This window comes from Paenibacillus sp. J23TS9, assembly GCF_018403225.1.
Taxonomy (GTDB): Bacteria; Bacillota; Bacilli; order Paenibacillales; family Paenibacillaceae; genus Paenibacillus_AQ.
In genome coordinates, this window is record NZ_BOSG01000003.1 from 414,208 (window position 1) to 438,569 (window position 24,362).

Genomic DNA, 24,362 nt, shown 5'->3' on the forward strand with positions numbered 1-24,362 from the left:
CAGCTACAGAAAATGCTCAAGCAAAGCACGGATTGATTCCGTAAGCTGCTTGAGCATTTTTATTTTTAAACGACGCGTTGCAATGTCCCTGCTTCTATGGCCTTCGCTTCTCCTTGTATATGCAGCTTCCAGATAAACCATAACATCAGCACCCCGCTCACAATAAGCCCTATCACGCCTTCCCCGTTCATGATGAACAGGTTCCCTTGGAGCAGACCCTGCTTGTTGGTATAGATATCGCCGAGTGCGGTCGTGTTGACCACATTCCATACGGAATGGAAGAACAGTACAGGAATGAGGCTGCCGGACAAATTGTATGCGTATGAGAAGGCAAAGCTGACGGCAAAAACCACTCCGGCCTGCACGGCGCAGGTTAACAGCGGATGGCTCATATCGGTGGCTTTAGCCAACAGATAGACAGCAGGCATGTGATACAGAGCCCATACGATGCTTACACTGGATGTCGCTTTTAATTTTCCATAAATCCGGGTGAGCTCAGGCAGCAGATAACCGCGCCAGCCGTACTCCTCCCCTAATACCACGACAAGATTGACAACGATGGTCACAACCACCGTGATGACGGCCTTCAAATCAACCGGCTGCACCGGCCGCCACGACCCTGCTCCTGAAAGGATGGAGATCACGGCACACATCGCAACGAGTAAAAGCGGGAATAAAATTCCGAAGCCGAGTGCTTTGGCATTCATTCTTTTCCCGCGGCCTCTCAGCTTCCCTCCCTGCAGCTTGATAAATATAATCGCTGCCACCGCAGGAATAAACATGATGATTGAAAACGTCTTGATGCCGACCTCCGGCTTGATAAATAGAATGATGGTGATCAGCCATGAAGCGACCAGTACCGTAAAAATATAGGATAGGGCAGCTTTGTTCGGGGACATTTCTTTTCTCATCATCATAACGCTCCTCACGGGATTCATTTGCTTACATTTCCCATTGTAGAGCGATTAAAAGGCGGTCTGAAGAAACTTAAGTCATCTGTTCACCGTGACTTTCGTAAACATGTGGAATATGACTTTAGTAATCTATCCCTTTTCGCATCTGGAATAGTATAATTTAGGAAATATGAATCGTTCTGGAAGTGATGCGATGATTAAAGATAAGCCCCTATTCCTGCTTCTGCTGTTCCGAATTGTGATCGTCCTCATTGTCGCCGTCGACGTTGTGACCCGCTACGAGCTATCAACGGTTGTTAAAGCCGCCGCCATTGCCGGTATTCTGGCTATCCAGGCGAATGATTTCGGGAGAGCCACCCTCCCCCTTTTTAAAAGAAACCGAGCCTGGTATATCCTTTCCATGGTTGTTAGCATCATCGGCATTGGTCTGTATATGATTTTCTTTGACAGTCCTGGGGCGGATCTCTATTATTTCTTCCCGCTTGCCGAAATGTTTCTATACAGCGCCCGATTGGAGGTTGGTCTGGTCATTGTGCATATTCTGGTGTTCCTGACGGCCATGATGATGCTCAAAGCCAGTGTGGTGAGCTCTGTCATTCCTTACATGGCCATGCTTATGCTCGTATATCTATTCCGCAACAATAGCCTGCAGCGCAAAAGGAACGTCACACTCAGTGCGGAGCTGCTCGAAGCCAATGCCAAATTGAAGGAAATCACCATTGTCAGGGAACGGACAAGGATCGCCCAGGAGCTTCATGACTCGATCGGTCATGGACTGGTTGCCATCCGGATGCACTTGGAGTTTGCCGAGAATACGGTGGACAAAAAGCCGGAGAAATCCAAAGAGGTCATTCACAAAGCCCTATCCATATCCCAAAAAAGCATTGCCGATCTCCGGAAGGCTGTTTCTGTTCTCAAGGAAGCTAAGATTCCTCCCGTGATGCATTTGCAGGAATCTCTTCAGGACATGATTGATAGCCTCCGGCTTGCCGAACGGCTGAAATTCGACCTGCAATTCGATCCATCCGTAGAGGATGCCCGCCCGGATATCAAACAAGGAGTGTATAATACCGTCCGGGAAGCCGTGACCAATGGATTGAAGCATGGAGATGCCGAATCCTTTGTGATCGCTGTCGAAAAAAAAGGCTCCCTGCTTCATATCCTTGTTGAAAATGACGGGGCCGGCTGCACGCATATCCATAAATCACATGGGCTTCGCGGAATGGAAGAACGTATTGACTCCCTGCAGGGAACCGTACACTTCTCATCCGCAGGTAACCGCGGGTTTGCCGTGATGGCCCATATTCCATATTTTACAGGTTCGGAGTTGAACTAAATGATCCGAGTAATGATTGCCGACGACCAAGGGATTGTGAGAGACGGCTTAAACATGATTTTGAGCTTATATGAGGAAATCAATGTGATTGCGGAGGCCGCCAATGGGGAAGAGCTTCTCGCTCTGCTGCAAAGCCAGGTTCCTGACGTGATTCTTATGGATATCCGCATGCCTGTCATGAACGGAATTGATGCAACCAAAATCGTAAAACAGCAGTATCCGGGCGTAAAAGTGCTTATCCTGACCACCTTTAATGAGGATGAGTATATTTTCAGCGGTCTGAAAAATGGCGCCGACGGCTATATTTTGAAAGACACAAGCTCCAAGGAAATGATTAAAGCTATCCACGCCGCTTATGAAGGCAATTTGCTGCTCCAGCCGGAAATTACAAACCGGATTATTCAAGCACTTCATACCACTGACAATACCGCAGCCATGAGCGGAAGTGAGTCTAAGGTTCAAAAGGATCTGACCCTGCTGTTGACTCCAAGGGAGATTGAGGTCGCTGAGCAGATTTTGCAGGGGAAAAGCAATAAAGCTATCGGTGATGCGTTATTTTTGGCAGAAGGCACTGTTAAAAATTACGTCTCGCATATCCTCGACAAGCTTGAACTGAGCAGCCGGGCCGAGCTGATATTATATTTGCAAAATAATTAAAAAATTCACCCTCCTCTCCACCCTGACATAAGGCTGTCAGGGTGCCTGGCTTAAGATGGATATATAAGCAAAACAAATCCACTGCCTATTAAGGAGGCCCAATCCATGACCATTTCAAACCAAAGCCATAAAGCCGCAGAAAACGAAATCCGCCCGTTCCAGATCGACATTCCGCAAGCCGAGCTGGATGATTTAAAGCACCGTCTCTCCAGCACCCGCTGGATGGATGCTCTACCGGGTGCAGGCTGGAAATATGGCGTATCCCTTGATTATGTGAAAGAGCTGGCCGCCTATTGGCAGCAAGGCTATGACTGGCGCAAGCATGAGGCGCGCCTGAATGAATACCCGCAATTCACAACGACAATTGATGGAGCGAATATTCACTTTTTGCATATTAAGTCCCCTGAACCGGATGCCTTCCCGCTGATCCTTACACATTCTTGGCCAGGCTCGATTGTCGAGTTTCTGGAGTTGATCGGTCCACTGACCAATCCGCAGGCCTTCGGCGGGAATCCGGCTGATGCCTTTCATCTGGTCATACCTTCCATTCCCGGCTTCGGCTTCTCCGGTTCATCTCTGGATGCCGGCTGGAATATCTCCCGTATTGGCAGAGCCTGGGATACGCTCATGAAACGTCTCGGGTACGAAGAATATGGCTCCCATGGCAGTGATTGCGGCTCGCTGGTCTCCCGAGAGATGGGCTTGCAGCAGCCGAAAGGACTTCGCGGCATCCATGTGCTGCAGCTGTTCTCCTTCCCTTCCGGTGATCCGGCGGAAATGGTTGATCTGACCGAGGAGGATCAGAAGCGCCTTCAATTCTTGGGGCAGTTTTTCGAGAATGCAGGCTTTAACGCCATACAGCAGGCACGCCCGCAGACCCTTGCTTATGGCCTTGCAGATTCCCCTGTTGGCCAGCTTGCCTGGATTGCGGATCTGTTCAACGGCTTCGGAGACCATGTGGATTTTATCGACCGGGACGCATTTTTGACCAATGTTATGCTGTATTGGCTGACGAATACCGCAGAATCCTCGACACGTATTTATTATGAAAACATTCGAAATCCCGATGCAGCCCAAGGCGTGAATACAGCTCCAACCGGCGTTGCCGTGTTCGGCAATGATTTCAAGTCCATCCGGCGCTTCGCCGAACGCGATAACAGTCATATTGTTCACTGGTCGGAATTCGAGCGCGGTACCCATTTCGCCGCCATGGATGAGCCTGAGGCGCTTTCCTCCGATATACAGACGTTCTTCCGTCCGTTAAGAGCAAAGTAGATTTAATGGGCCACTCTCTCCTTTTCAGCCAAGCAGGTCTTGAGCCATTGTATGCAGAAGATAGAAAAAATCAATGAATCGACCGTCTGATTAGCGGTTAGGAGGGGGACTGTCTATGAAGCTGGACCGGCTGCTCGCCATTACCATGATTCTGTTAAATCAGCCCCGGGTCAGCGCAACCGAGCTGGCTGCACGCTTTGAGGTTTCCCTGAGAACGATCTATCGAGATATGGATGCGATTAACCAGGCCGGGATTCCGATCGTTTCTTTTGCCGGTTCGGATGGGGGATATGAGATTATGTCAGGCTACCGTATTGACAAACAGGTCCTATCCCTGGAGGATTTCTCATCGATTTGTACCGCCCTTCGCGGCGCGCGGTCGGCCACGGACAGCACGGACATTGACGGCCTGCTGGACCGAATCGGAGCATTAATGCCTGCACCTGGCAGCTTAATCAGCATAAGCAGCGGGCATGTCGATCTAGACTTTCAGCCCGAACCGATGGTGAAAGAGAAAATCACGCCCATTCAGCAGGCAGCACCTGATCCGGTTTCAGTACCTCGATAACAAGGGTGAGGAATCGGGGCGGACCATCGAGCCAATGGGTCTCTTTCTTAAAGGCTACGTCTGGTATCTGTACGGGTATTGCCTGACCCGTTCTGACATTCGTGTCTTCCGGCTCACCCGCATGACCGAGCTGCAAAGCCTGCCCCAGACATTCCTGCGCCGCCCTTACACCCTCCAGGATGTGGAGCAGCAGTTTATGGGCATGGCCAATTTTAAGAAGATTAGAGCCGTTCTGCATTTCAATCCGGAAGTGAAGACACGCGTCCGGGATGAATACGGATTCGACCAAGTCCATGCCCATCCGGATGGCACGGTCTCCGTGACCACCCACTATTCCTCCATGGATAAGGCGATGCAAAATATACTGAGTTATAGCAGCAGCGTGACGGTATTGGAACCGACGGAGGTGATCGAGGAGCTTAAGCGGCATATCGCGGAGATGGCAGGGAAGTATGGACTTTAAAAAACCGTGCGCTTCTTGATCCCCGGATATCAGTCGGTCTAACGAAGGTTTCCAACTGTGCATGCATACAACCAAAAAAAAAGCGCCTCCCCAAGCCGTTGACTTGAGAAAGCGCATGTTACGTTTATCGTTATCTTTGGATGGGCTCCATACGGTACACTCCGGGCTTGCCGGCTTCATCCTGAATCGACCACCCGAATGAGATCACGGACGCGAGCCGTTCCTTCTGTTCCGGAGTCAATTCCGCGATGACGGCCTCTTGCCCCGGTTCCCGCACGACCTCCGGCTCCAAGCCGTATGCTACCGCGATCCAGGAGCGAAGGCCGCCAAGCGTATTGTACTTGATGGAATAACCATCCTTGACTGCCGACTCAAAGGTTACCGGCTCTGCAGAAGCAAATTCAGCCAATGCCAGATAATCAAATTCGAAAATACTGGTATCCACCGGAAGATCCCGTTCACTTATTCTCCGCAGCAGTTCCTCATTGGACCAGCCGTATGCCCGAAGTCCTTCCAGCATTAATGCATCCCACTGTGATAATTTGACGCGATGATTAGCTCCCATGTTCAAGGTTCCTCCCCTAACTTAATGATCCGCCACAAAATGGCCCGGACTTACTTCCCGCAGTTCCGGCACCGTACCCTCATTCGTTGTGGGCACTTCATATTTAATCGCCAATCTCTCATTTGCCGTGCGCGGATCGGGAATCGGAATGGAAGAGAGAAGCGCCTTCGTATACGGATGCAGCGGATTGTCGTACAGCTCATCACTTTCCGCCACTTCCACCAAGCGCCCTCTGTACATCACTCCGATGCGGTCGGAAATATGGCGTACCATGGACAAATCATGCGCGATGAACAGATACGTCAGACCAAATTCGGCCTGCAAATCCTCCAGCATGTTGACGACCTGTGCCTGCACGGATACGTCGAGCGCCGAAATCGGCTCATCACAAACAACAAAGTCAGGACGCACGGATAAGGCCCGTGCAATCGAAATCCGCTGGCGCTGCCCGCCGCTGAATTCATGCGGATAACGGTACAGATGCTCGCGCTTGAGTCCGACTTTTTCCAGTAAGCCGGCGACGAATTCTTTGCGCTCATCCGCCTTCTTATAGATGCCGTGGATATCCATCGGCTCACCGATCAGATCCAGCACGCTCATGCCGGGATTCAACGAGGAATACGGGTCCTGAAAAATCGTTTGAATCCGCCGACGGAAAGGCTTCAGCTGCTTATCTCCGAGCTTGGACAGCTTCTGCCCGTCAAAATAAACCTCTCCGTCCGTATAATCATACAAACGGATCAGGCAGCGTCCAACCGTTGATTTGCCGCTTCCGGATTCGCCTACAAGGCCAAACGTTTCACCCTTGCGGATCTGAAAGCTGACACCATCGACAGCCTTCAGCACTTCAGGGCCTTTTGTAAAATGCTTCTTCAGATTCCGTACATCGACCATGATATTTTCGCTCATTTGCCTGTTCCTCCCTCCGCCAATGCCTGTTCCAGCGTGCTCTTATCCTGCACAAGCCAGCAAAGGGACCGGTGCCCTTCTCCAAGCTCCGCCATGGGTGGAAGCTCCCCACATTTCTCAAAAGCATACGGGCAGCGTTCTCTGAACGGACAGCCGGCGGGCGGATCAATCAGATCCGGCGGCGAGCCTTCAATGGGCACCAGCCGTTCCCTGTTCGCGCCCACACGCTTCGGTACCGAACGAAGCAAGCCTTGCGTATACGGATGTCCCGTACGATAGAAAATATCCTCAACCGTTCCCTCTTCCATGACCATTCCGCCGTACATGACGACGACGCGGGAGCATACCTGAGCAACGACTCCCAAATCATGGGTGATGAGCAGTACTGCGGTATCGGATTGTTCCTTCAATTGCTTCAGCAAATCAAGAATTTGCGCCTGAATCGTCACGTCGAGCGCCGTTGTCGGTTCATCGGCAATCAGCAGCTCCGGACTGCAAGAAAGGGCCATCGCGATCATGACCCGCTGACGCATACCTCCGCTGAATTCATGCGGATACTGCTTCACGCGGCGCTCCGGCTCGGAGATGCCCACCTTACGCAGCATTTCTACCGCTTCCTGAATCGCCTCTTTTTTCCCAAGCCCCCGGTGGCGGCGGATAACCTCCGCCATTTGAAAACCGATCGTTTTCACCGGATTCAGTGAAGTCATCGGATCTTGGAACACCATGGCGATCCGATTTCCCCGCAGCTTGCGCCATTCATTCTCGCTTAACTCCTGCAGGTTCTCCCCCTGGAAAAGAACTTCGCCATTCGTTATCTTTCCTGGAGGGGCGATCAGACCCATGATCGCTTTTGCCGTCACGCTCTTGCCGCTCCCGGATTCCCCAACAATGCCTACCGTTTCGCCTGCGCCAACTTGAAAGCTGACACCGCGTACCGCTTGGTTCTGCCCGTCACGGGTTTGGAATGAAACTCTCAGATCATCCACGCTTAGCAGTTGTTTAGTCATCTTCGTTTCTCACTCCTTCACGCCGCCTGGAGCCGGCGGGTTTATCTTTTGCCAAGCTTCGGTTCTAGACCGATACGCAGAATATCACCGAGTATATTAAAGCAGAGTACCGTCAGGAAGATCAGCAGACCCGGGAACACTGCCATATAAGGCGCTTGAGCAATATAGCCTTGCGCCCCGTTCAGCATGCTGCCCCATGTCGCATCCGGCTGATGCACGCCAAAGCCGAGAAAGCTGAGGGATGATTCCATCATAATCGCCGAAGCGATGTTATTGGTTGCACTAACAATGATAACGGAAAGCAGACCAGGTAATATATGCTTCCAGATGATCCCGAATGAGCTTTGACCCGATGCTTTGGCATACAGAACATACTCCCTCTGTTTGAGCGCCATCGTCTCTGCCCGGACTACCCGGGAGATGCTCATCCACATGAGCAGTGAAATAATAATAATAATGTTGCCCACGCTCGGCTTCAAGTACACGCTGAGCAGCAGCAAGATCAGAAAAGACGGAATAGACATGATAATATCCAAAAAGCGCATCAGCAGGCTGTCAATCCATCCGCCGAAATAACCGCTAATAATGCCGACGGTTACGCCGATCGCCGTTGCGATAATCATCGATAAGAAACCAACCATTAGCGAGACGCGGCCACCGTACAGCGCTCGTGCAAACGTATCCCGTCCATAATCATCGGTACCGAACCAATGTCCTTGACCTGGCGGCTTCAGCCTCTCCAAAGCGTTAATCTGGTTCGGGTCCTTGGAGGACAAAAATGCAAATATCGCAGCCAGGGTAATCACAAGCAGCAGAATAACGGCGGCGATCCCCAGCTTGTTTCCCTTAAGCTCACGGGCTACATTAACCCATTTACTCCGTTTCATGAGATCACCTCGTTGTTTTAATTCTCGGATCCACGATGCCATACAGGATATCCGCGAGCAAATTCCCCAGGATCAGCAGAACGGAAGAAAATAATGTAATGCCCATAATGACAGGGTAATCCATCCCCCGTACAGCTGTCATACCGAGCGAGCCAATGCCCGGCCAGGAAAATACCGTCTCGGTCACGATTGCCCCGGCGACCAGGTCGCCCATGGACATACCCAGCAAGGTGATCACAGGGAGCAGAACATGCTTAAGGACATGCCGGAACAAAATAATACGCTTGGCCGAGCCAAAGGCATACTGGATTTGTACGTAATCTTCTTTGAGCTGGCTGATCGTACTTGAACGGATATACCTCACGTATACCGTCAAGAAGCCTATGGCCAGCACCACGCACGGCATAAGACCATGCTTGATCACATCAAGCGCAGAATTTGTGCCGATCGTGCGCATCCCCATGCTCGGCAGCCAGTGCATTTTAATGGAGAAAAAGTACATCAGCAATATGGCCAGCCAAAAGAGAGGCAGCGAAATACCAATATACGCGATCATATTGACGAGCTTATCCACCCAGCGATTGCGGTTTGCTCCCGCAACCAGGCCCATGGGAATAGCCAGAATGACGGCCAAAGCGATGGCTGATGCCATGAGTCCGGCCGTTGCAGGCAAGCGCTCTACAATTTGTCCCAGCACCGGTTTATGATTCACAAGCGAATAGCCGAAATTGCCGGTCAGGCATTCCTTCAGCCAAATAAAATATTGAATGTATGCCGGCTTATCCAAACCGAGGTTATGCCTGATGCGCTCAATGTCCGCCGCATGCATGTTCGGTGTAACAAAAGAACGCACGGGATCTCCGGGCGCCACTTTCACCAAAATGAAGCAGACGATCGACACAAAAAACAGCATAGGCAAAGTTTGCAATAATCTTCTGACGATCAGTCTTCTCATGCTTTTAGTCTCCTAGCTTCGTTCTGATAATACGGTTTTGATCTTTCTGAATACATCAAGTAGAACAGAAACGGCTGCACCCTAAGGCGCAGCTCCGTTTCCACTCACGATAAACTTCGAATATAACCGTTTTATTTCAGGTAAAGTTTAGACAAATCTTCAAAGATTACAACGGGTTTCAGTACAGCTTCATCCAGACCGCCATATTTTTTATCTACAGCAACGATCGTTTTCGTATAAGCGATTGGATAGATAACCGCATCGGAAGCGATGGTTTCCTGCAGCTTTTTGTAGATCTCTCCACGCTTGGTGGTGTCAGCCTCGCCGGCGCCTTGCTTGAAGAGCTCGTCGACTTCTTTATTCGAATAATGATTGTAGTTGGAGTCGCTGCCTGTTGTATACAGCATAGAGTATGCGTCAGGATCGAAGCCCATAATATATCCGCCTACCGACAGTTCATAATCGCTTGCGTTTGGATCTGTAAACTTGTCACCAAATGCGGAAGCGTCCATGGATTGAATCTCCACGTTCACCCCAACCTCTTTCAGCTTTTGCTGGACATAGAGGGAGATAGCTTCCTGAGCTTTGTTGCCGCCGGATACGATGAAGCGCAGCTTCATTCCACTTGCACCGTTAGCTTGCAGCAATTCTTTTGCTTTATTCACATCATTATCATACGTCGTCACGTTGTTGTCATGGTATAGGCCGTCAGGTGTAACAAATGATTTGGCCGGATCCGCATAATCAGGTGAAGTATAAGCTACCTGGATCAGTTCTTCACGGTTCAGAGCGTAGGACAATGCTTCTCTGACTTCTTTTTTAGCAAGGAGGCCTGTGTCACTCTTCTCATTAAAGAGCAGGTAAGACAGACGGCCTTCACTATAGTTCTTCATATCAAAATTGCCTGTGGCTTCAATCGTCGCTGCATCTTGCGGATCTACATATTTCATGTTGATTTCGCCGTTTTGCAGTGCCAGATTCGATGCATTCGCATCCTTGGAAATCCGGTATGTGACCGAATCCAGATGCGGTTTGCCGCCGAAGTAGTTATCGAAGCGATCCAGAGTGACATACTCGCCTGTTTTATATTCCTTGAACTTGAATGGTCCGGAACCTACAGGTGTGTTGTTCTTAGGGCTTTTCTCGATATCCGCTTCATTCTCAAAAATATGCTTCGGAATTGGCGATACCTGCACCAATGTTGCTTCGAATGCCGGACTTACCTGCGGAAGCTTGAATTCTACCGTCGTATCGTCGACTTTCACCGCTTTAATCGGCTTGCCCCCGATAATGAAGTTGCCTCTCAGCATGCTGTTTTGTTTCTCATCCAAAATCTTGTCGATCGTGAACACAACATCATCAGCCGTCAGCTTCTCTCCATCATGCCAAGTCAGGCCGCTTTTGAGCTTCATCGTATACGTTAAGTTATCTGCAGATGGCTCGAGGCTGTCCGCGAGATAGAACGTTTTTTTACCATTATTCACTTGGAAAAGAGGTGCATAAAGTGCTTGGTCAATCGTCAAGCTGACACGGTCGCCTGCGTAGTTCGGGTTCAGGATGACCGGATCGGCCGCTACGCCGATAATCAGATTACCGCCGTCTTTCGGCTGCCCGCTGGATGTCTGCGACGCATCGGAAGGAGCGTCAGTCGATGAAGCAGAGTCGCCGGAATTACCTCCCGAGCACGCACTGACCAACATCGTCAATAAAGCCAAAATAATGACCCCTGAAAAATATTTACGCATGATGTCTTATCCTCCATCTCTCTATAAAACTGATTTTTATTGTATATCGGATTACTAGGAATTGCAATGTCAATCCGGATTATACAAGGTTTTGCCAATTTAACATGGTACTCGGATAAAATATCTCGATAAAAATGAAACTAAAGCTTGTTTTCGACTTTAGTTTATTTTATCTACTAAAATGAAACTAAAGCTTGCTTTCGACTTTAGTTTATTTTATTTACTAAAATGAAACTAAAGCTTGTCTTTCGACTTTAGTTTATTTTATCTACTAAAATGAAACTAAAGCTTGTCTTTCGACTTTAATTTATTTTATCTACTAACTTAATTTTAGTGGCAAACGTTAAAAATTGCTATAGCTATTTTTCGGAATTTGTCGAAATTCACTGTCGAAATTTGCAACAAAAAGGCTCCTGCTGCTTCAGCAAGAGCTCATTGAGAAATTACAGTTTATTGGCACGGAACGTATCTCCGCCCTCGATGGTGCCGGAATCGAAGCCTTTCTTAAACCATCGCATACGCTGTTCGGCTGTTCCGTGCGTAAAGCTCTCCGGTACGGCGTACCCCTGAGCTTTTTTCTGGATCGTATCATCGCCGACTGCACTGGCTGCGGTCAATGCCTCCTCAAGATCCCCTTGCTCCAGCACATTCATGTCCTGCGCGTGATGCGCCCACACCCCGGCATAATAGTCTGCCTGAAGCTCGGTACGCACGGAAAGCTGGTTTGCGCTCTGGCCTCCTGCCGCCTTTTTGTTGATATCACCCAATAGGGTCTGTACGTGATGCCCTACCTCATGCGCAATCACATAAGCCATAGCAAAATCGCCAGGTGCCTGAAACTTTTGCCGCAGCTCGTCGTAGAAGCTCAAGTCAATGTACAGCTTATGATCCCCCGGACAGTAAAAGGGGCCCACCGATGAACCCGTGGTGCCGCATGCCGACTGGACACGATCTGTGTACAATACGAGCGTCGGATTTTCATAAACCAAGCCCTTTTGCTTGAATATATCCGTCCACACATCCTCCGTATCGGCCAGAACCACGGACACAAACTGCGAAAGATCCTTTTCTTCAGCGGTTTCCTGGTATGGTGTACTGGTTTCCGATCCTAAGCCCGTTAGCGAATTCAGGATATCACCGCCATTTCCCCCGCCCAGCAGCGTCACAAGCAGCACCAGAATAATTCCGCCGATGCCGCCGCCAATCGCAAGTCCTCCACCTTTTCCCCTGCGGTCCTCCACGTTCGAGCTTGCCCTTCTGCCTCTCCATTGCATCTATAACCCTCTCCTGCTCCATTGGAGTTCAAAATGTTCTCTGATGTAAGTTAAATAACCCAATGGCAGGTGGATTGAAGCTTCCTGAAAATAGCAAAGGCAAATATCAAAGCTTGCTGCTGATCATGTCCAATTCATACCGCACCATTTTCGTCAAATGATTCAGGTAGCTTCCGGTGGTTCTCCGGCCTACGATTCCCAGCCTCCTCACCCCAATCCACAAAGCCCACAGGTCAATCTCCAGTTGGTCCTCAGCCGTGAGGGGATGGAGTTCTCCATAACCACCGGCTAATGCCTGATATCCCGTGTGATGCTGTCCATCATGCAGCTTGAAATGACCGAGGTCATACAGCGGACTGCTCCCCTGGATTTCACCAAAGTCAATCATGCCTGTATACCTTTCGTTCAGCTGAAAAATATGCGAATCATCGAAATCCCCGTGAACCAGCTTCGATTCATGTCTTGTCATGAGTGAGGCACCGCTCTTCAAAACGGTTTGAATCCGGGAAGCTTCTGTCTCACGGAGAATCTGTTCGGATAAAAAGCATAAATCTCCCTCCAGAAACTCGTTAAGGTACTCATCCATTGCGCTTTTCTCCGCCCGTAAAACTGTGCTGTCCTCACCCGCTCCCCGACTGATCCAGCCAAAGCCATCCACCGGAACCCGGTTCACAAGGGCAATCTGCTTGCCGGCTTCCCTTAAGGTATGCTCGTATCCTTCTTTGGCCATCCCTTGTCCGGCCTGCGAGCCGGGAATTTCACGGACAAGCATGATGGACATTCCGAGCGTCTCGTGTTGATTTTCATAACCTATCACTTCCGGAACTTGTACTCCCTGTTGCCGCAGCAGGTGATGTACTTGGACTTCCACCCCGAAGCTCATGCCTTGTTCCGGAAGAATCCGCAAATAGAAAACTTCCTTCCCTGCATCTATACGGTACACGTAAGTGGAGACCCCGCTTAGCTCCCTCTCAATCCGGAAATGGGAAGTATGAAAAAATGGACGCGCAAGTTCTGCGACCGATTCGATGGTTGGGGCTTCCTTTTTATTCAATGGCATAGGCTCCTTCATCGCTTGATTTGTCTTTGATTGTATAGGAAAGCCATTCGCGATTCCCGGGAGAGTTTACTTATAATGAAAGTTTACGGCCGAGGGCATGATTTTCTGCATATTGAATAAGCCCTTCAACATCCTGGCTCAGCAGCAGCGGAACCGCTTCTTCAATATACTTAAGCTCCCAGTCCCACCACCTGATGTCTTGCAAACGGGCAATAACGCCGGGCTCAAACCTGTTTTTCACAATCGCACCCGGATTTCCAGCTACAATCGTATAAGGCGGAACATCCCTGGATACCACAGCCTTAGCCCCAATGACAGCACCATCCCCGATATGTACACCCGACAAAATCGTCACTCCATGGGCAATCCACACATCATTGCCGATGATGACGTCTCCCTTGCTCTTGGGATGTCCCTGAATATGGGAAAACTCGGGCAGCAGTGCGCTGAATGGATACGTTGAAACCCAGTTAACCCGGTGTTCGCCACCAAGAAATACGGTTACCTGATCTGCAATGGAACAAAACTTGCCCACCTGCAGTATGGCATCCTCTCCCCAAGAACGGACGACCGGCATGCCGTAGGTATAGGCTCCAATCATAAATTTCCCCCACTCATCCCGCCGCTCCGGAAATTGATGCTGAAGCCGTTCCATAAGAAGGCTCCGCTCCGGACCTGAGCCCGTTACAAGCGTCGCATGGGCTTCATCTTTCGCTCCTGTCATCCTGGATCCCCCTAATCATCATCTGACGTTCCCTCCGCCATATATATTAGAAGGATCCTGTTATCATGCTAGGGGAATTGGCTGTACGGGAAGAGGTCATGCGCTGCGCGTTAACTGCAGATTCATCGATTATGTATTACAAAGAGGAGTGCATGTGTATATGCACTCCTCTTTGCTGCTTCCCTTATTCTTTGGTGAATTCAATCGTACTGCGAACCGTGTCAATCGGACGAACCAGCTTCTCGATCTGTTCACGCTTAGGCTCCAGGAACGGCGGCAGAGACAATAGCTCACCAAGCGTTTCATAAGGCTCATCACCCATAAAGCCCGGACCGTCGGTAGCAAGCTCGAACAGGATTTGCGGAGCCACTCTCGCATACAGCGACTCGAAGAAATGGCGGTTTACGTAGCCGGAGGTTGAGAATCCGAACTGATCCAAGCGCGTAATCCATTGTTCCAGCACTTTGCGATCCTCCACCCGGAACGCCGCATGGTGCACAGTGCCAAAGCCCTGCCGGGAAGGAGGCAATACGGCGTTATATTCTACAACGACCTGCGCTCCATTGCCGCCTTCACCCACCTCGAACAAGTGATATGAATCCTCCTGCCCGATTTCCTTAAACTCCATGACCTTCTCCAGCATTTCTTTGAAATCATCGAAATTCGCGATCCGTACGAAAATCGGACCCAAACCCGTGATGGCATACTCCAGTGGGATCGGTCCCTTTTGCCATGGCGTACCGGAAGCAATGCCCTTGTTATGTTCGTCAGAAATAAGCTGGTACTGTTGATCATCGAAGTCCACGAAGGACAGCGTCTTTTTCCCGAACATTTCTTTGATGCCAAAATGCTGGACATTCAAGCGATCAAAGCGTTGTTCCCAGTAAGTGAGCGCTGCATCCGTGGGTACCCGGAACGAGGTCTTGGAAATCTCATTCGTACCATGCACTCCCTTGGGAATTCCGGGGAAGTCGAAGAACGTCATATCCGTTCCCGCACTGCCTTTATCATCCGCAAAAAATAAGTGGTAGGTCTGTATATCATCCTGGTTTACCGTTTTCTTAACCAGACGCATCCCCAGCACATATGTGAAAAATTGATAGTTTTTCTCTGCGCTGCTTGTAATCGCAGTCACGTGGTGTATACCTTTTAATCCGTTCATCATCATTTCCTCCTCGTATTTAGGTTTTCCCAAATGAATATTTAAAATCAACAAACCGACGTCGATAACTTCTAATAAAGAATCTTTAATTTAAGATAATAATATCACGATGATTATTCTATGTCAACTATCATGCATGAAAACAACCTAAGGTTTCCATGACCTATCTTTATAGTGTAAATTATGAAGTATATCTTTATCGGTCTGACCATCCTGCTACCATGAATTTAAGAGGAGAAGAAAAGGAGATGGATACGGCTTGAGTATGCAAGTGGAAGAACACATGGAAATTGAAGAAATGACGCGTAGAGCCAAGAGGGGTGACAATCACGCCCAGTGCGCCTTGGGAAGTTATTATATGGACGAGGGTGATTATAAAAGTGCCCTGAACTGGTATAAAAAATCAGCCAAGCAGGGCAATGCCCAAGCCAAAAACGGAGCTGCCGAAGCATACCGCTTACTGGACAAGCCGAAGAAGGCGGAAAAGTGGTACAAGCTTGCCATCAAGGACCATAACACTGCGGCAAAATATAATTTGGGCATCCTATATATACAATCCGGTTCTCGTGAAGCGGGTCTAACACTTATTGAAGAAGCGCTGGAAGACAATTACCCTCTTGCTTTTCATACCTATGGGGATCTGCTCTATGAAGAAGAACACATCGCCGGAGCCAGGGAATATTATTTAAAGGCTGCTGAACTCGGTGAGGTGGATGCCTGGAACAGCCTTGGCATGTTGGAGCGAAATGAAGGAAATCCCGAGCAATCCATCATCTACTATAAAAAAGCTTATGATCATCAGGATTTGCAGGCCTCTTATCATATCGGTTCTCTCTTAATTGAAGCGGGGTATACGAATGAAGCCATTCCGTGGCTCAAAGAGGCCGTAAAGCATGGACATCCAGAGGCCAAGCAGGCATTAATGGATGCTTCAGAGGACAGTCATGAACAGGAGAAGCCAGAAAGCAGCAATCCACTCGAAGATTATAACCTTGGCTCCCTGTATGAAAAGCAAGGCCGGATGAGGGAAGCACTGGAGCACTATACGCTGGCGGCGAATGCAGGTCATGTTGGTGCCCAGTTTACCATCGCCTCCCTGCTTGAAGAGGAGAATCAACCAAAGGAAGCCATCAAGTGGTATACTCTCGCTGCAGAACAAGGAAATGTAGACGCACAATATAATTTGGCTTCTCTCCTGGGCGAACAAGGAGACACCAACGGAGCATTTGAGTGGTTCGGGCAAGCTGCGCGAAAGGGAGATTCCATGGCGCAGTATAACTATGCCATCATGCTCCAGCAAATCGGACAAATCGAGGAAGCGCTGGATATGTACAAGGCTGCTGCAAGACAAGGGCTCGAAGTCAGTCAGCGGTTCTTGGAGAAAAACGGCGTGGAATGGTAGTTCAATGCCGCCGGGCGATCCATATATAATCGATAACTGTTTTAGCTTGAAAAGGCCATCCCGTTATGGGATGGCCTTTATTTGTGATTTTGAATGGATAGATTTCACAGTCCGTCTTAACCCGTTTGGCTTACCTTCATGTTCTCTTTCTCAGCCCTGCGTGCAAACCAGGTGGCCAGCAGAGAGCCGGAAATATTATGCCATACACTGAAGATCGCACTTGGAACGGCCGCGACCGGGTTAAAATGGGCTGCTGCGAGCGCAGCTCCGAGTCCGGAATTCTGCATTCCTGTTTCGAAAAGGATCGCCTTACGTTTGCCCAGATTCATCCGGAACAGCTTGGCAAATAAGTATCCCAGGGCGTAACCGAGCATGTTATGCAAAATAACGACGGCAAAGATCAGCATGCCGCTCTCGATAATTTTGGCTTTGCTGCCGCCGACCACAATCGCCACGATGAGGACAATCGCCAGTGTGGATACGAGCGGAAGCGCCTGAACGCTGGCTTCGGCTTGCTTTTTAAACAGCGTCTTAACGATAACACCTAAGATAATAGGAACAATAACGACCATCAGAATGTCTTTAATAAGCGCTCCCCCATCAATGGGCATCCAGCGTCCCGCAAGCAGACTGATCAGAGCTGGTGTGGCCAGTGGAGCGATTATCGTGGACACGGAAGCAATAGAAACGCCAAGCGCAACATCACCTTTGGCAAGCAGTGTCATGACGTTCGAGGAGGTGCCGCTTGGACAGCAACCAACGAGAATGACTCCTACTGCGATATCGGGCGGCAGATTCAGCACAAGTGCCAGTACATAAGCGAGCAGCGGCATAATCACGAAATGGCCGACAACGCCAATCAACACTTCCAGGGGGCGGCGGAAAACTTCGCGAAAGTCAGCCGAAGATAGCGTAAGTCCCATTCCGAACATAACAATGCCGAGAAAAAGAGAAATGTACCCCTTTAAATGGCTAAAGGCCTCGGGTAAAAAAAAGCCTAAGCAAGCAAATAGAATGACCCAAAGAGAAAATGTTCCTCCTACAAAACGGCTTACTTTTGCAACGGTGTTCATCGCACCAAACCTCACTTCCCATGTAAACATCTACGTAATAATTAGGGATTATTCTACGCCTATCCACGATTCCCGACAATGGGAAAATATTACTGAAATCTGCTCCGGATTAATCATTGCCGATACGGGTAGGCATCCTGCATGAGGTGCTGCACAATAAATAAAGAGGAGGCTCAGCGCCCCCTCTTCGTTATTATAGCTAACTTTATTCCTTCGGTTCACCCGCAGCTTCCCATCTGGCGATTTCCTCGCGCACCATGGGTGCGGCCTCGGTTCCAAGCAGCTCGATGGCTTTCATCACATCCTGATGCGGCATGGTTCCCACCGGTACATGGAGCATAAAGCGCGAGATACCTACATTTTTGCGGAGATGAATGATCTTCTTGGCAACCGTCTCCGGATCACCTACATACAGCGCACCTTCAAAACTCCGCGCGAAGTCGAAGCTCGAACGGTCATAAGGCCCCCAGCCCCGCTCCTTGCCGAGCACATTCATGCTGGCCTGTGTGGACGGAAAGAATTTATCTGCAGCAAGCTCTGTTTCTTCAGCGATAAAGCCATGGGAATGAGATGCTACAGGCAGCTTCGATATGTCATGGCCCGCATGAGCAGCCGCTCGCTTATAGAGCTCGACCAGAGGCGCAAACTGCGTGGGTCTTCCTCCAATAATCGCCAACACCAGCGGCAGCCCCAAGAGACCCGCACGGATAACGGATTCCTGGTTGCCCCCGCTTCCAATCCATACCGGCAAAGGATCCTGAACCGGACGCGGATATACGCCCAGATTGTTAATCGCCGGCCGGTGTCCGCCTTTCCATGTGACCTTCTCGGACTCCCGGATTTTGAGCAGCAGCTCGAGCTTCTCGTCGAACAGTTCATCATAATCGTTCAGATCATAGCCAAACAGCGGGAAGGATTCAACGAAGGAGCCACGGCCTGCCATGATCTCTGCTCGTCCATTCGAGATGCCATCAAGTGTGGCAAAATCCTGAAATACGCGCACTGGGTCTGCGGACGAAAGCACGGTTACTGCACTGGTCAGACGAATACGTTTCGTCTGCGGCGCTGCTGCTGCGAGCACCATTGCTGGAGAAGAGGCCGCATAATCCTTCCGGTGATGCTCACCTACACCAAACACATCCAGCCCCACCCGATCTGCAAGGACAATTTCCTCCACAACATCACGCAGACGTTGTGCATGACTTATCACCTCACCGGTATGAACATCCGGCGTTGTTTCTACAAATGTACTAATTCCGATCTCCATGAGCAGTCCCTCCTATATCAACACGTTTTTTATAAGCTACTTTAATAAGCATGTAAATTTTAATAATTGATATCTTTATATTGAACTATTATGCGGTAAATTTCAAGTTGGATTGAAGTCCGAAATGGGGGCGGCTACTGCTAATAAGAAAAGGCCAGGAACACTTAGATGCTCCCGGCTGGATTCGCGATTAGCTGCATTTCCCAGTAAAGGTCAGAGCTGTTGTCGCTGCGCTGATGACCTCTGCGGCAAATGTGTTAACACCTTCATGTAAAACTTCCTTCAAAGCTTGGGTCAAGTCGGCCGTTTCCGTGACAGGTTCCTCTACAGTCGCGCTACTAAGCGTCTGATCATTCGCTTCGCCTTCCGGCATGTTATAACGGTATACCTCTTGTCCGTTAACGTATAGAATTACCCCGTCATCCATCCCGAAGGTCCCTATGATTTTGCTGTAATCGGCCAGGTCGGAGACGTTTATGGCTGTCCGGAAATAAGATGTCCGATGCTTCATGCTGCTGTTTGCTCCGTAGCTGATCGTCTTTCTAATGCCGCCAAACAAGGAGGTTGTCTTGAATACCGGATAGCCAAGAGGAGCCATTCCTACATTCCATGCCGAATCGTTATATTCCGTCGTCCGCCATGCCGTTCCCTGATCGGAGCCATTATCGAGATATCTCCAGGTGGAGTTTGAATGCAGAAGTTGGATGTTGGTTTTTTCCGAGCTGGTCAAACTTTGATTATGAACCTCTGCCGAAGTTCCTCCCGGGAAAAAATCAGCAACCGCTTGAATGCTCGATCCGTGAAAAGCCGCAGCAAATGCAACGGATAACATCATCAGAACCGCGAACCACTTCGCCTTGCCCTGTTCATGCATTCCATACACCTCACAAATAGGATTTGGTTCATTTATCCTATCAGTGAAGCATTTCGGTTATATCAGCACAATGTTATCAGATCATTAAAAAACTTCCCATAAAAGAATTCCCCGTTTCCAAGGAACAAAAGCCGGGGAATAGTGCTGATGGCAGATAGCCTTAATCTAAGGCGCCCATTGATCATGAATAATGCCTACCAGTGCATGATCTTCGCCTATTTTTTCGAAAACAAGCCGAAGACTGCGCCAGTCCGTCCCATCAATCGCGGGACTGATACCGTCGATATAGTACTCGACGAAGTCATAGCTTTCCTTGGGATACACCTCGTTCAAATTATTGATCATCGTACTTTGTCCGAGTCCTTTGTTAAGCGCTATTTCTCCATCCTTTTTAAAGTCAGCATCATAAACGAAGCTCTTATAATAATCGGCAAATGTCTTCTTGATCAGCTCGCCTGAGCCGGGAAATGTCCCCCAAACGCGTTTTTTGGAATCCTGCATCAAACCTTCAATTTCATTCCTGCTAAACACGAGGTCTGTCTTCGTATCGACATATGCATATGGCGAAAAACGTATCCCTTTATCGGGATGTGCCCATGACGCAAGAGCCTTCATATTCCCATTCTGAAGCGCAGTCATCACCGTTGCCGCCGCCTCCAGTGCCGTCGGCGGGACTCCTTCTTGATCGTTTGGGTCCGGCGCCTTCTCATTTTGCGGCTGCTCCTGCTGCGGTTGCTCCTGCTGCGGTTGCTCCTGCTGCGGCTGTTCCTGCTTCGGCTGTTCCTGCTGCGGCTGTTCCTGTGGACTTCCCTGCGTCTGCTGCGGCTCCGTTGTCGTATTAGGTTTCCCGCTGCACGCAGCGATCAGCAGTATGAGAGCGACCGCGGTTATCCATCCCATTCTTCTTGCGATTGCCATAAGCTCCCTCCCCTTTTATTCCAAACTTACCCTTTCAGACGCTCGTAAAACGGATAATGTTACTGATTTTCAAGATAACCGCTAACCCATTACCATCATTTGGCACCAAAACCAATGATGCCAGCCATCGTCCAATATATAGAATGAACAAATCTAACAGTAAGGTGATGAACAGATGACAAAAAGTAAACCCGCTCTTCTTTTTCTACTAACCGCTTCCCTGTTATATTCGGTCCCTACTCATGCAGAAACGGCAACTCAAGCTCAAGGGGCTTCTAAACCGGTCACCATTTATCTGGATGGACACCATTTTCAACCTGAAGTAGCCCCGCTCAATGTAGAGGGAACGGTACTCGTTCCGATGCGCGGAGTATTTGAAGAAGAGGGTGCCAAGCTAACCTGGAATAACACAAGTAAAACCGTTACAGCAACCAAAGGAAATACAACGTTAACCTATCGTATTGGCGAACATACGGCTTCTCTCAATGGACAAGCGCTCACCGTGGATGTTCCCGGTCAAATTACGAATGGGTATACCTTAATCCCGCTGCGCTTTGTCAGCGAAGCCTTGGGTAGCAACGTGAAGTGGGATCCAGCCACCAAGACAGTCCGCATCACATCCACAGTCAACTATGAAACATCCATCCTGTGGGGTGTCAATCTGCGGAGTTTACCGGATGCCGGGAAAGGCTCCTCCCTGAAGATGCTGGCTGCAGGTGAGAAGGTCCATGTCACCCGGGAAGTTAACGCCACTTGGCTTGAGGTGCGAACCCAGGATAACCAGACCGGATACATATCGGCCAAACCAAAATATACCAATTACTCGAGCCCTTCTCTTGTTGACCAGCAGGGTGATGCACTGATTGCTTACGGCAAGAAATATCTGGGCACGCCATACGTGTTCGGGGCTTCCCCAGATCAAACGGATACCTTTGACTGCTCCTCTTTTGTGAAGCGTGTATTCCAGGATACACTGTCGGTCGATCTTCCGCGGGTTTCCTATGATCAAGCCAAGGCTGGCAAAGAAGTCAGCATAAACGAGCTGCGTAAAGGCGATCTGCTATTCTTCAGCGCCCGGAATCTGGATATCGGCCATGTTGCCATTTATGCAGGAAACAATCAGATTTTGCACACGTACTCCAAAGAGCTTGGCGTTCATGTGGAAACCTTTGACGGACAATGGAAAAAGCGGTTCGTCACCGCACGCCGGGTTTTTTAGAAGACAAAAACGGTTCCCATTTCTAAAAATAGATGCCTGATTTTCGGCCGCATGGATGTGAAGGAGAGGATATAATAAGGACAATATCCGAGGTTAGGAAGTGTAAGCATGGCGACAGACACACGGAATGAAGAATACTACAAAGCCTTGTTGGAAAAACGGACGGAATATGAAGGCGTATTTTATGTAGGGGTCAAGACAACCGGCGTATTCTGCCGCCCGACTTGTCCGGCCCGGAAGCCAAAGTTTGAAAATTGCGAATTTTTTGACAATGCCCAGCAGGCGCTTTTGGCTTCCTACCGCCCATGTCAACGCTGTCGGCCGCTATCGCATCCGAATCATGTCTCTGACATTGTCCGTCTGCTTGTCGAGGCAGTTGAGGAAAATCCCGAAAAGCGGTGGAAGGAAGAAGACTTCAAGAAGCTCTCGGTGGATGAATCCACTGCGCGGCGCCAATTCAAAAAGCGTTTCGGCATGACCTTTGTAGAATATGCCCGTGCCCGCCGCATGGGGCTTGCGATGAAGAACATCCGCTCAGGACAAACGGTCCTGGATGCGCAGCTCTCAACCGGTTATGAATCCAGCAGCGGCTTCAGGGACGCCTTTTCCCGCATTATGGGCGCAGCCCCGTCTTTGCTCGAGGATGGCAAGGTACTAAAAGCCTCCTGGATCGATACGCGGCTTGGCCCCATGATGGCTATTGGGGATGACGAAGCCGTGTATCTGCTGGAGTTTGTAGACCGCCGGGGTCTTGAGCGCGAAGTGGAACGGTTGCGGCAAAGAACGAAAACAGCGATTATCCCGGGAACCACGGGGCCGATCCGCTCGATTGAGCATGAGCTCACCCAATACTTTGACGGAACGCGGAGCCAATTTACAACGCCGCTGCATCTACTGGGATCACCTTTTCAAAAAAGCGTGTGGGAGCAGCTCATGAAAATACCTCCGGGAGAGACACGGTCCTATGCCGAAATCGCTGTTTCGCTCGGTAAGCCCACCGCCTATCGGGCTGTGGCCCAGGCCAATGGCGCGAATCAGCTTGCGCTGGTGATCCCCTGCCACCGTGTTATTAATTCAAGCGGAGATTTGGGCGGTTACGGCGGCGGACTGACACGTAAAGACTGGCTGCTGCAGCATGAAAAATCCTTTATATCCGAGTAACCTGTTAAATAACAAATCATCTCTCAAAAAAAGGCTATCCCTTGGCGCTGATTGCGGCTGCCATCGGAATAGTCTTTTTTTATATCTGTACATTCTGCCTACATATTCAAATGAAGCTTGCGGGTATTGAGCATCCCTTCGAGGCCTGTCGGATCATTCTCTGCCTTGAAGCGGACAAAGGTTTCCGCGGACTCGGAGGTCCGCTGGCGCAGCGGCTTCGTATCCATCTGTAATAAATCACACACGACCTCGGCAACGGATTCTGCCGTTTGCGGTACGGAGGTTCGTTTGCTGAATGCATCGAGGTAGCTCGTTAGAATCGGTTTGTATTCATCATCCAAAATACCGCCTGTCCGGTTCAATTGATCCATGACGGTATCTGTAAAATTCGTCGCTATCGCACCTGGCTCAAGCAGCGTAATATCAATGTTGAATGCCGGCTTATAATATGTTGCAAGACTTTCAAGCAAACCCTCTATGGCAAATTTGCTGGCGCAGTAAATCTCGTTAAAAGGCTGCCCGACCAGACCGCCAACGCTGGATGTAGCAATGATATAACCGTTATCTGACTTGCGCAGGAGAGGCAAAGCTCCGCGTATGCTGTGCATGACACCATGCACGTTCGTATCAAACACACGCTGAATATCAGCAGGATCAGCTTGTCCCAAGGCACGTAAGTATCCAAAGCCCGCGTTGCAAAACAGGACATCCAGCTTCCCCTGCTCATGATCGATTCGATCAAACACCAGCTGCAGCGAAGAGGGGTCTGTGACCTCCATTTCAACAAAATGGAGGTTGTCTATTCCTGCATATTGTTCCTGATCCCGGTCAACATGCCGTGTCCCGGCATATACACGCCATCCCTTCTCAGCCAGCATCAGGGCTGTGGCTAATCCGATTCCTGAAGAGGCACCTGTTATAGCGATAGTCCGGCTCATCCATCA

At 49.7% G+C, this 24,362-nt stretch carries 24 protein-coding genes; 8 read left to right on the forward strand and 16 right to left on the reverse strand.

Annotated features, from left to right (window positions below; translation table 11 throughout):
• Positions 1-65 precede the first annotated feature (65 nt).
• Positions 66-917 carry a CPBP family intramembrane glutamic endopeptidase gene (locus KJS65_RS20330; protein ID WP_213651675.1) on the reverse strand — a complete coding sequence of 284 codons (852 nt, stop codon included), beginning with the start codon at positions 915-917 and terminating at the stop codon, positions 66-68.
• A gap of 190 nt (positions 918-1,107) precedes the next feature.
• Here KJS65_RS20330 and KJS65_RS20335 point away from each other — a divergent pair, with 190 nt between their 5' ends.
• From KJS65_RS20335 to KJS65_RS29930, 5 genes are all read left to right on the forward strand, one after another.
• Entirely contained in the window at positions 1,108-2,250 is a 1,143-nt protein-coding gene (locus KJS65_RS20335; protein WP_213651676.1) for a sensor histidine kinase, read from the forward strand.
• A 3-nt stretch (positions 2,251-2,253) separates the two neighbouring features.
• Positions 2,254-2,907 (forward strand): response regulator transcription factor, encoded by a 654-nt coding sequence (locus KJS65_RS20340; RefSeq protein ID WP_213651898.1) that lies wholly within the window; start codon positions 2,254-2,256, stop codon positions 2,905-2,907.
• Between the two features lie 105 nt (positions 2,908-3,012).
• Complete coding sequence (locus KJS65_RS20345) at positions 3,013-4,182, forward strand: epoxide hydrolase family protein (RefSeq protein ID WP_213651677.1); 1,170 nt, start codon at positions 3,013-3,015, stop codon at positions 4,180-4,182.
• Between the two features lie 115 nt (positions 4,183-4,297).
• Positions 4,298-4,750 carry a helix-turn-helix transcriptional regulator gene (locus tag KJS65_RS29925; protein WP_244864666.1) on the forward strand — a complete coding sequence of 151 codons (453 nt, stop codon included), beginning with the start codon at positions 4,298-4,300 and terminating at the stop codon, positions 4,748-4,750.
• A 25-nt stretch (positions 4,751-4,775) separates the two neighbouring features.
• Positions 4,776-5,213: a WYL domain-containing protein gene (locus KJS65_RS29930; RefSeq protein ID WP_244864697.1), complete on the forward strand. Its 438-nt coding sequence runs from the start codon at positions 4,776-4,778 to the stop codon at positions 5,211-5,213.
• Positions 5,214-5,343: 130 nt separating this feature from the next.
• On the opposite strand, the gene KJS65_RS20355 is transcribed toward KJS65_RS29930, so the two are convergent.
• The 10 genes from KJS65_RS20355 to KJS65_RS20400 all read right to left on the reverse strand — a co-directional run bounded on the left by KJS65_RS20355 (position 5,344) and on the right by KJS65_RS20400 (position 15,504).
• The gene (locus KJS65_RS20355) at positions 5,344-5,778 is read right to left on the reverse strand and encodes a hypothetical protein (RefSeq protein WP_213651678.1); all 435 of its coding nucleotides are present in this window, start codon (positions 5,776-5,778) and stop codon (positions 5,344-5,346) included.
• A 21-nt stretch (positions 5,779-5,799) separates the two neighbouring features.
• On the reverse strand, positions 5,800-6,687 hold the full coding sequence (locus tag KJS65_RS20360) for an ABC transporter ATP-binding protein (protein ID WP_213651679.1): 888 nt from the start codon (positions 6,685-6,687) through the stop codon (positions 5,800-5,802).
• A complete protein-coding gene (locus tag KJS65_RS20365; RefSeq protein WP_213651680.1) occupies positions 6,684-7,697 on the reverse strand; it encodes an ABC transporter ATP-binding protein in 1,014 nt (337 codons plus the stop codon). Before KJS65_RS20365 ends, KJS65_RS20360 begins: the two co-directional genes overlap by 4 nt.
• Positions 7,698-7,738: 41 nt before the next feature.
• A complete protein-coding gene (locus KJS65_RS20370) occupies positions 7,739-8,584 on the reverse strand; it encodes an ABC transporter permease (protein WP_213651681.1) in 846 nt (281 codons plus the stop codon).
• 4 nt (positions 8,585-8,588) lie between these two features.
• Positions 8,589-9,539 carry an ABC transporter permease gene (locus KJS65_RS20375; RefSeq protein WP_213651682.1) on the reverse strand — a complete coding sequence of 317 codons (951 nt, stop codon included), beginning with the start codon at positions 9,537-9,539 and terminating at the stop codon, positions 8,589-8,591.
• 131 nt (positions 9,540-9,670) lie between these two features.
• Positions 9,671-11,284: an ABC transporter substrate-binding protein gene (locus KJS65_RS20380; protein WP_213651683.1), complete on the reverse strand. Its 1,614-nt coding sequence runs from the start codon at positions 11,282-11,284 to the stop codon at positions 9,671-9,673.
• A 443-nt stretch (positions 11,285-11,727) separates the two neighbouring features.
• Positions 11,728-12,558, reverse strand: a complete 831-nt coding sequence (ypfJ, locus tag KJS65_RS20385) for a KPN_02809 family neutral zinc metallopeptidase (protein WP_213651684.1) — start codon at positions 12,556-12,558, stop codon at positions 11,728-11,730.
• Positions 12,559-12,664: 106 nt separating this feature from the next.
• Entirely contained in the window at positions 12,665-13,612 is a 948-nt protein-coding gene (locus tag KJS65_RS20390; RefSeq protein ID WP_213651685.1) for a phosphotransferase family protein, read from the reverse strand.
• Positions 13,613-13,688: 76 nt separating this feature from the next.
• Positions 13,689-14,273 (reverse strand): CatB-related O-acetyltransferase, encoded by a 585-nt coding sequence (locus KJS65_RS20395; protein ID WP_213651899.1) that lies wholly within the window; start codon positions 14,271-14,273, stop codon positions 13,689-13,691.
• Between the two features lie 253 nt (positions 14,274-14,526).
• A complete protein-coding gene (locus tag KJS65_RS20400; protein WP_213651686.1) occupies positions 14,527-15,504 on the reverse strand; it encodes a ring-cleaving dioxygenase in 978 nt (325 codons plus the stop codon).
• A 265-nt stretch (positions 15,505-15,769) separates the two neighbouring features.
• Between KJS65_RS20400 and KJS65_RS20405 the strand changes: the two genes are divergently transcribed.
• On the forward strand, positions 15,770-16,906 hold the full coding sequence (locus KJS65_RS20405; RefSeq protein ID WP_244864699.1) for an SEL1-like repeat protein: 1,137 nt from the start codon (positions 15,770-15,772) through the stop codon (positions 16,904-16,906).
• 116 nt (positions 16,907-17,022) lie between these two features.
• On the opposite strand, the gene KJS65_RS20410 is transcribed toward KJS65_RS20405, so the two are convergent.
• The 4 genes from KJS65_RS20410 to KJS65_RS20425 all read right to left on the reverse strand — a co-directional run bounded on the left by KJS65_RS20410 (position 17,023) and on the right by KJS65_RS20425 (position 21,038).
• Positions 17,023-17,979, reverse strand: a complete 957-nt coding sequence (locus KJS65_RS20410; protein WP_213651688.1) for a bile acid:sodium symporter family protein — start codon at positions 17,977-17,979, stop codon at positions 17,023-17,025.
• A gap of 205 nt (positions 17,980-18,184) precedes the next feature.
• The gene (locus KJS65_RS20415) at positions 18,185-19,246 is read right to left on the reverse strand and encodes an LLM class flavin-dependent oxidoreductase (protein WP_213651689.1); all 1,062 of its coding nucleotides are present in this window, start codon (positions 19,244-19,246) and stop codon (positions 18,185-18,187) included.
• A 190-nt stretch (positions 19,247-19,436) separates the two neighbouring features.
• Positions 19,437-20,120, reverse strand: coding sequence for a hypothetical protein (locus tag KJS65_RS20420; RefSeq protein WP_213651690.1), 684 nt, complete (start codon positions 20,118-20,120; stop codon positions 19,437-19,439).
• 165 nt (positions 20,121-20,285) lie between these two features.
• Positions 20,286-21,038, reverse strand: coding sequence for a hypothetical protein (locus KJS65_RS20425; RefSeq protein WP_213651691.1), 753 nt, complete (start codon positions 21,036-21,038; stop codon positions 20,286-20,288).
• Between the two features lie 175 nt (positions 21,039-21,213).
• Between KJS65_RS20425 and KJS65_RS20430 the strand changes: the two genes are divergently transcribed.
• Complete coding sequence (locus tag KJS65_RS20430) at positions 21,214-22,257, forward strand: C40 family peptidase (RefSeq protein WP_213651692.1); 1,044 nt, start codon at positions 21,214-21,216, stop codon at positions 22,255-22,257.
• 108 nt (positions 22,258-22,365) lie between these two features.
• A complete protein-coding gene (locus tag KJS65_RS20435) occupies positions 22,366-23,418 on the forward strand; it encodes a bifunctional transcriptional activator/DNA repair enzyme AdaA (protein WP_213651693.1) in 1,053 nt (350 codons plus the stop codon).
• Between the two features lie 98 nt (positions 23,419-23,516).
• Here the strand turns inward: KJS65_RS20435 and KJS65_RS20440 are convergent, their stop codons facing one another.
• The gene (locus KJS65_RS20440) at positions 23,517-24,356 is read right to left on the reverse strand and encodes an SDR family oxidoreductase (RefSeq protein ID WP_213651694.1); all 840 of its coding nucleotides are present in this window, start codon (positions 24,354-24,356) and stop codon (positions 23,517-23,519) included.
• Between the last annotated feature and the right edge of the window lie 6 nt (positions 24,357-24,362).

What these genes read in the sequence shown, in the direction of transcription:
- KJS65_RS20435 (WP_213651693.1), top strand. Translation starts at nt 22,366, where the DNA reads ATGGCGACAGACACACGGAATGAAGAATACTACAAAGCCTTGTTGGAA.
- KJS65_RS20410 (WP_213651688.1), bottom strand. Translation starts at nt 17,979, where the DNA reads ATGAACACCGTTGCAAAAGTAAGCCGTTTTGTAGGAGGAACATTTTCT.
- KJS65_RS20430 (WP_213651692.1), top strand. Translation starts at nt 21,214, where the DNA reads ATGACAAAAAGTAAACCCGCTCTTCTTTTTCTACTAACCGCTTCCCTG.
- KJS65_RS20400 (WP_213651686.1), bottom strand. Translation starts at nt 15,504, where the DNA reads ATGAACGGATTAAAAGGTATACACCACGTGACTGCGATTACAAGCAGC.
- KJS65_RS20370 (WP_213651681.1), bottom strand. Translation starts at nt 8,584, where the DNA reads ATGAAACGGAGTAAATGGGTTAATGTAGCCCGTGAGCTTAAGGGAAAC.
- KJS65_RS20335 (WP_213651676.1), top strand. Translation starts at nt 1,108, where the DNA reads ATGATTAAAGATAAGCCCCTATTCCTGCTTCTGCTGTTCCGAATTGTG.
- KJS65_RS20330 (WP_213651675.1), bottom strand. Translation starts at nt 917, where the DNA reads ATGATGATGAGAAAAGAAATGTCCCCGAACAAAGCTGCCCTATCCTAT.
- KJS65_RS20415 (WP_213651689.1), bottom strand. Translation starts at nt 19,246, where the DNA reads ATGGAGATCGGAATTAGTACATTTGTAGAAACAACGCCGGATGTTCAT.
- KJS65_RS20405 (WP_244864699.1), top strand. Translation starts at nt 15,770, where the DNA reads ATGCAAGTGGAAGAACACATGGAAATTGAAGAAATGACGCGTAGAGCC.
- KJS65_RS29925 (WP_244864666.1), top strand. Translation starts at nt 4,298, where the DNA reads ATGAAGCTGGACCGGCTGCTCGCCATTACCATGATTCTGTTAAATCAG.
- ypfJ (WP_213651684.1), bottom strand. Translation starts at nt 12,558, where the DNA reads ATGCAATGGAGAGGCAGAAGGGCAAGCTCGAACGTGGAGGACCGCAGG.
- KJS65_RS20360 (WP_213651679.1), bottom strand. Translation starts at nt 6,687, where the DNA reads ATGAGCGAAAATATCATGGTCGATGTACGGAATCTGAAGAAGCATTTT.
- KJS65_RS20440 (WP_213651694.1), bottom strand. Translation starts at nt 24,356, where the DNA reads ATGAGCCGGACTATCGCTATAACAGGTGCCTCTTCAGGAATCGGATTA.
- KJS65_RS20425 (WP_213651691.1), bottom strand. Translation starts at nt 21,038, where the DNA reads ATGGCAATCGCAAGAAGAATGGGATGGATAACCGCGGTCGCTCTCATA.
- KJS65_RS20375 (WP_213651682.1), bottom strand. Translation starts at nt 9,539, where the DNA reads ATGAGAAGACTGATCGTCAGAAGATTATTGCAAACTTTGCCTATGCTG.
- KJS65_RS20380 (WP_213651683.1), bottom strand. Translation starts at nt 11,284, where the DNA reads ATGCGTAAATATTTTTCAGGGGTCATTATTTTGGCTTTATTGACGATG.
- KJS65_RS20365 (WP_213651680.1), bottom strand. Translation starts at nt 7,697, where the DNA reads ATGACTAAACAACTGCTAAGCGTGGATGATCTGAGAGTTTCATTCCAA.
- KJS65_RS20420 (WP_213651690.1), bottom strand. Translation starts at nt 20,120, where the DNA reads ATGCATGAACAGGGCAAGGCGAAGTGGTTCGCGGTTCTGATGATGTTA.
- KJS65_RS20355 (WP_213651678.1), bottom strand. Translation starts at nt 5,778, where the DNA reads ATGGGAGCTAATCATCGCGTCAAATTATCACAGTGGGATGCATTAATG.
- KJS65_RS20395 (WP_213651899.1), bottom strand. Translation starts at nt 14,273, where the DNA reads ATGGAACGGCTTCAGCATCAATTTCCGGAGCGGCGGGATGAGTGGGGG.
- KJS65_RS20345 (WP_213651677.1), top strand. Translation starts at nt 3,013, where the DNA reads ATGACCATTTCAAACCAAAGCCATAAAGCCGCAGAAAACGAAATCCGC.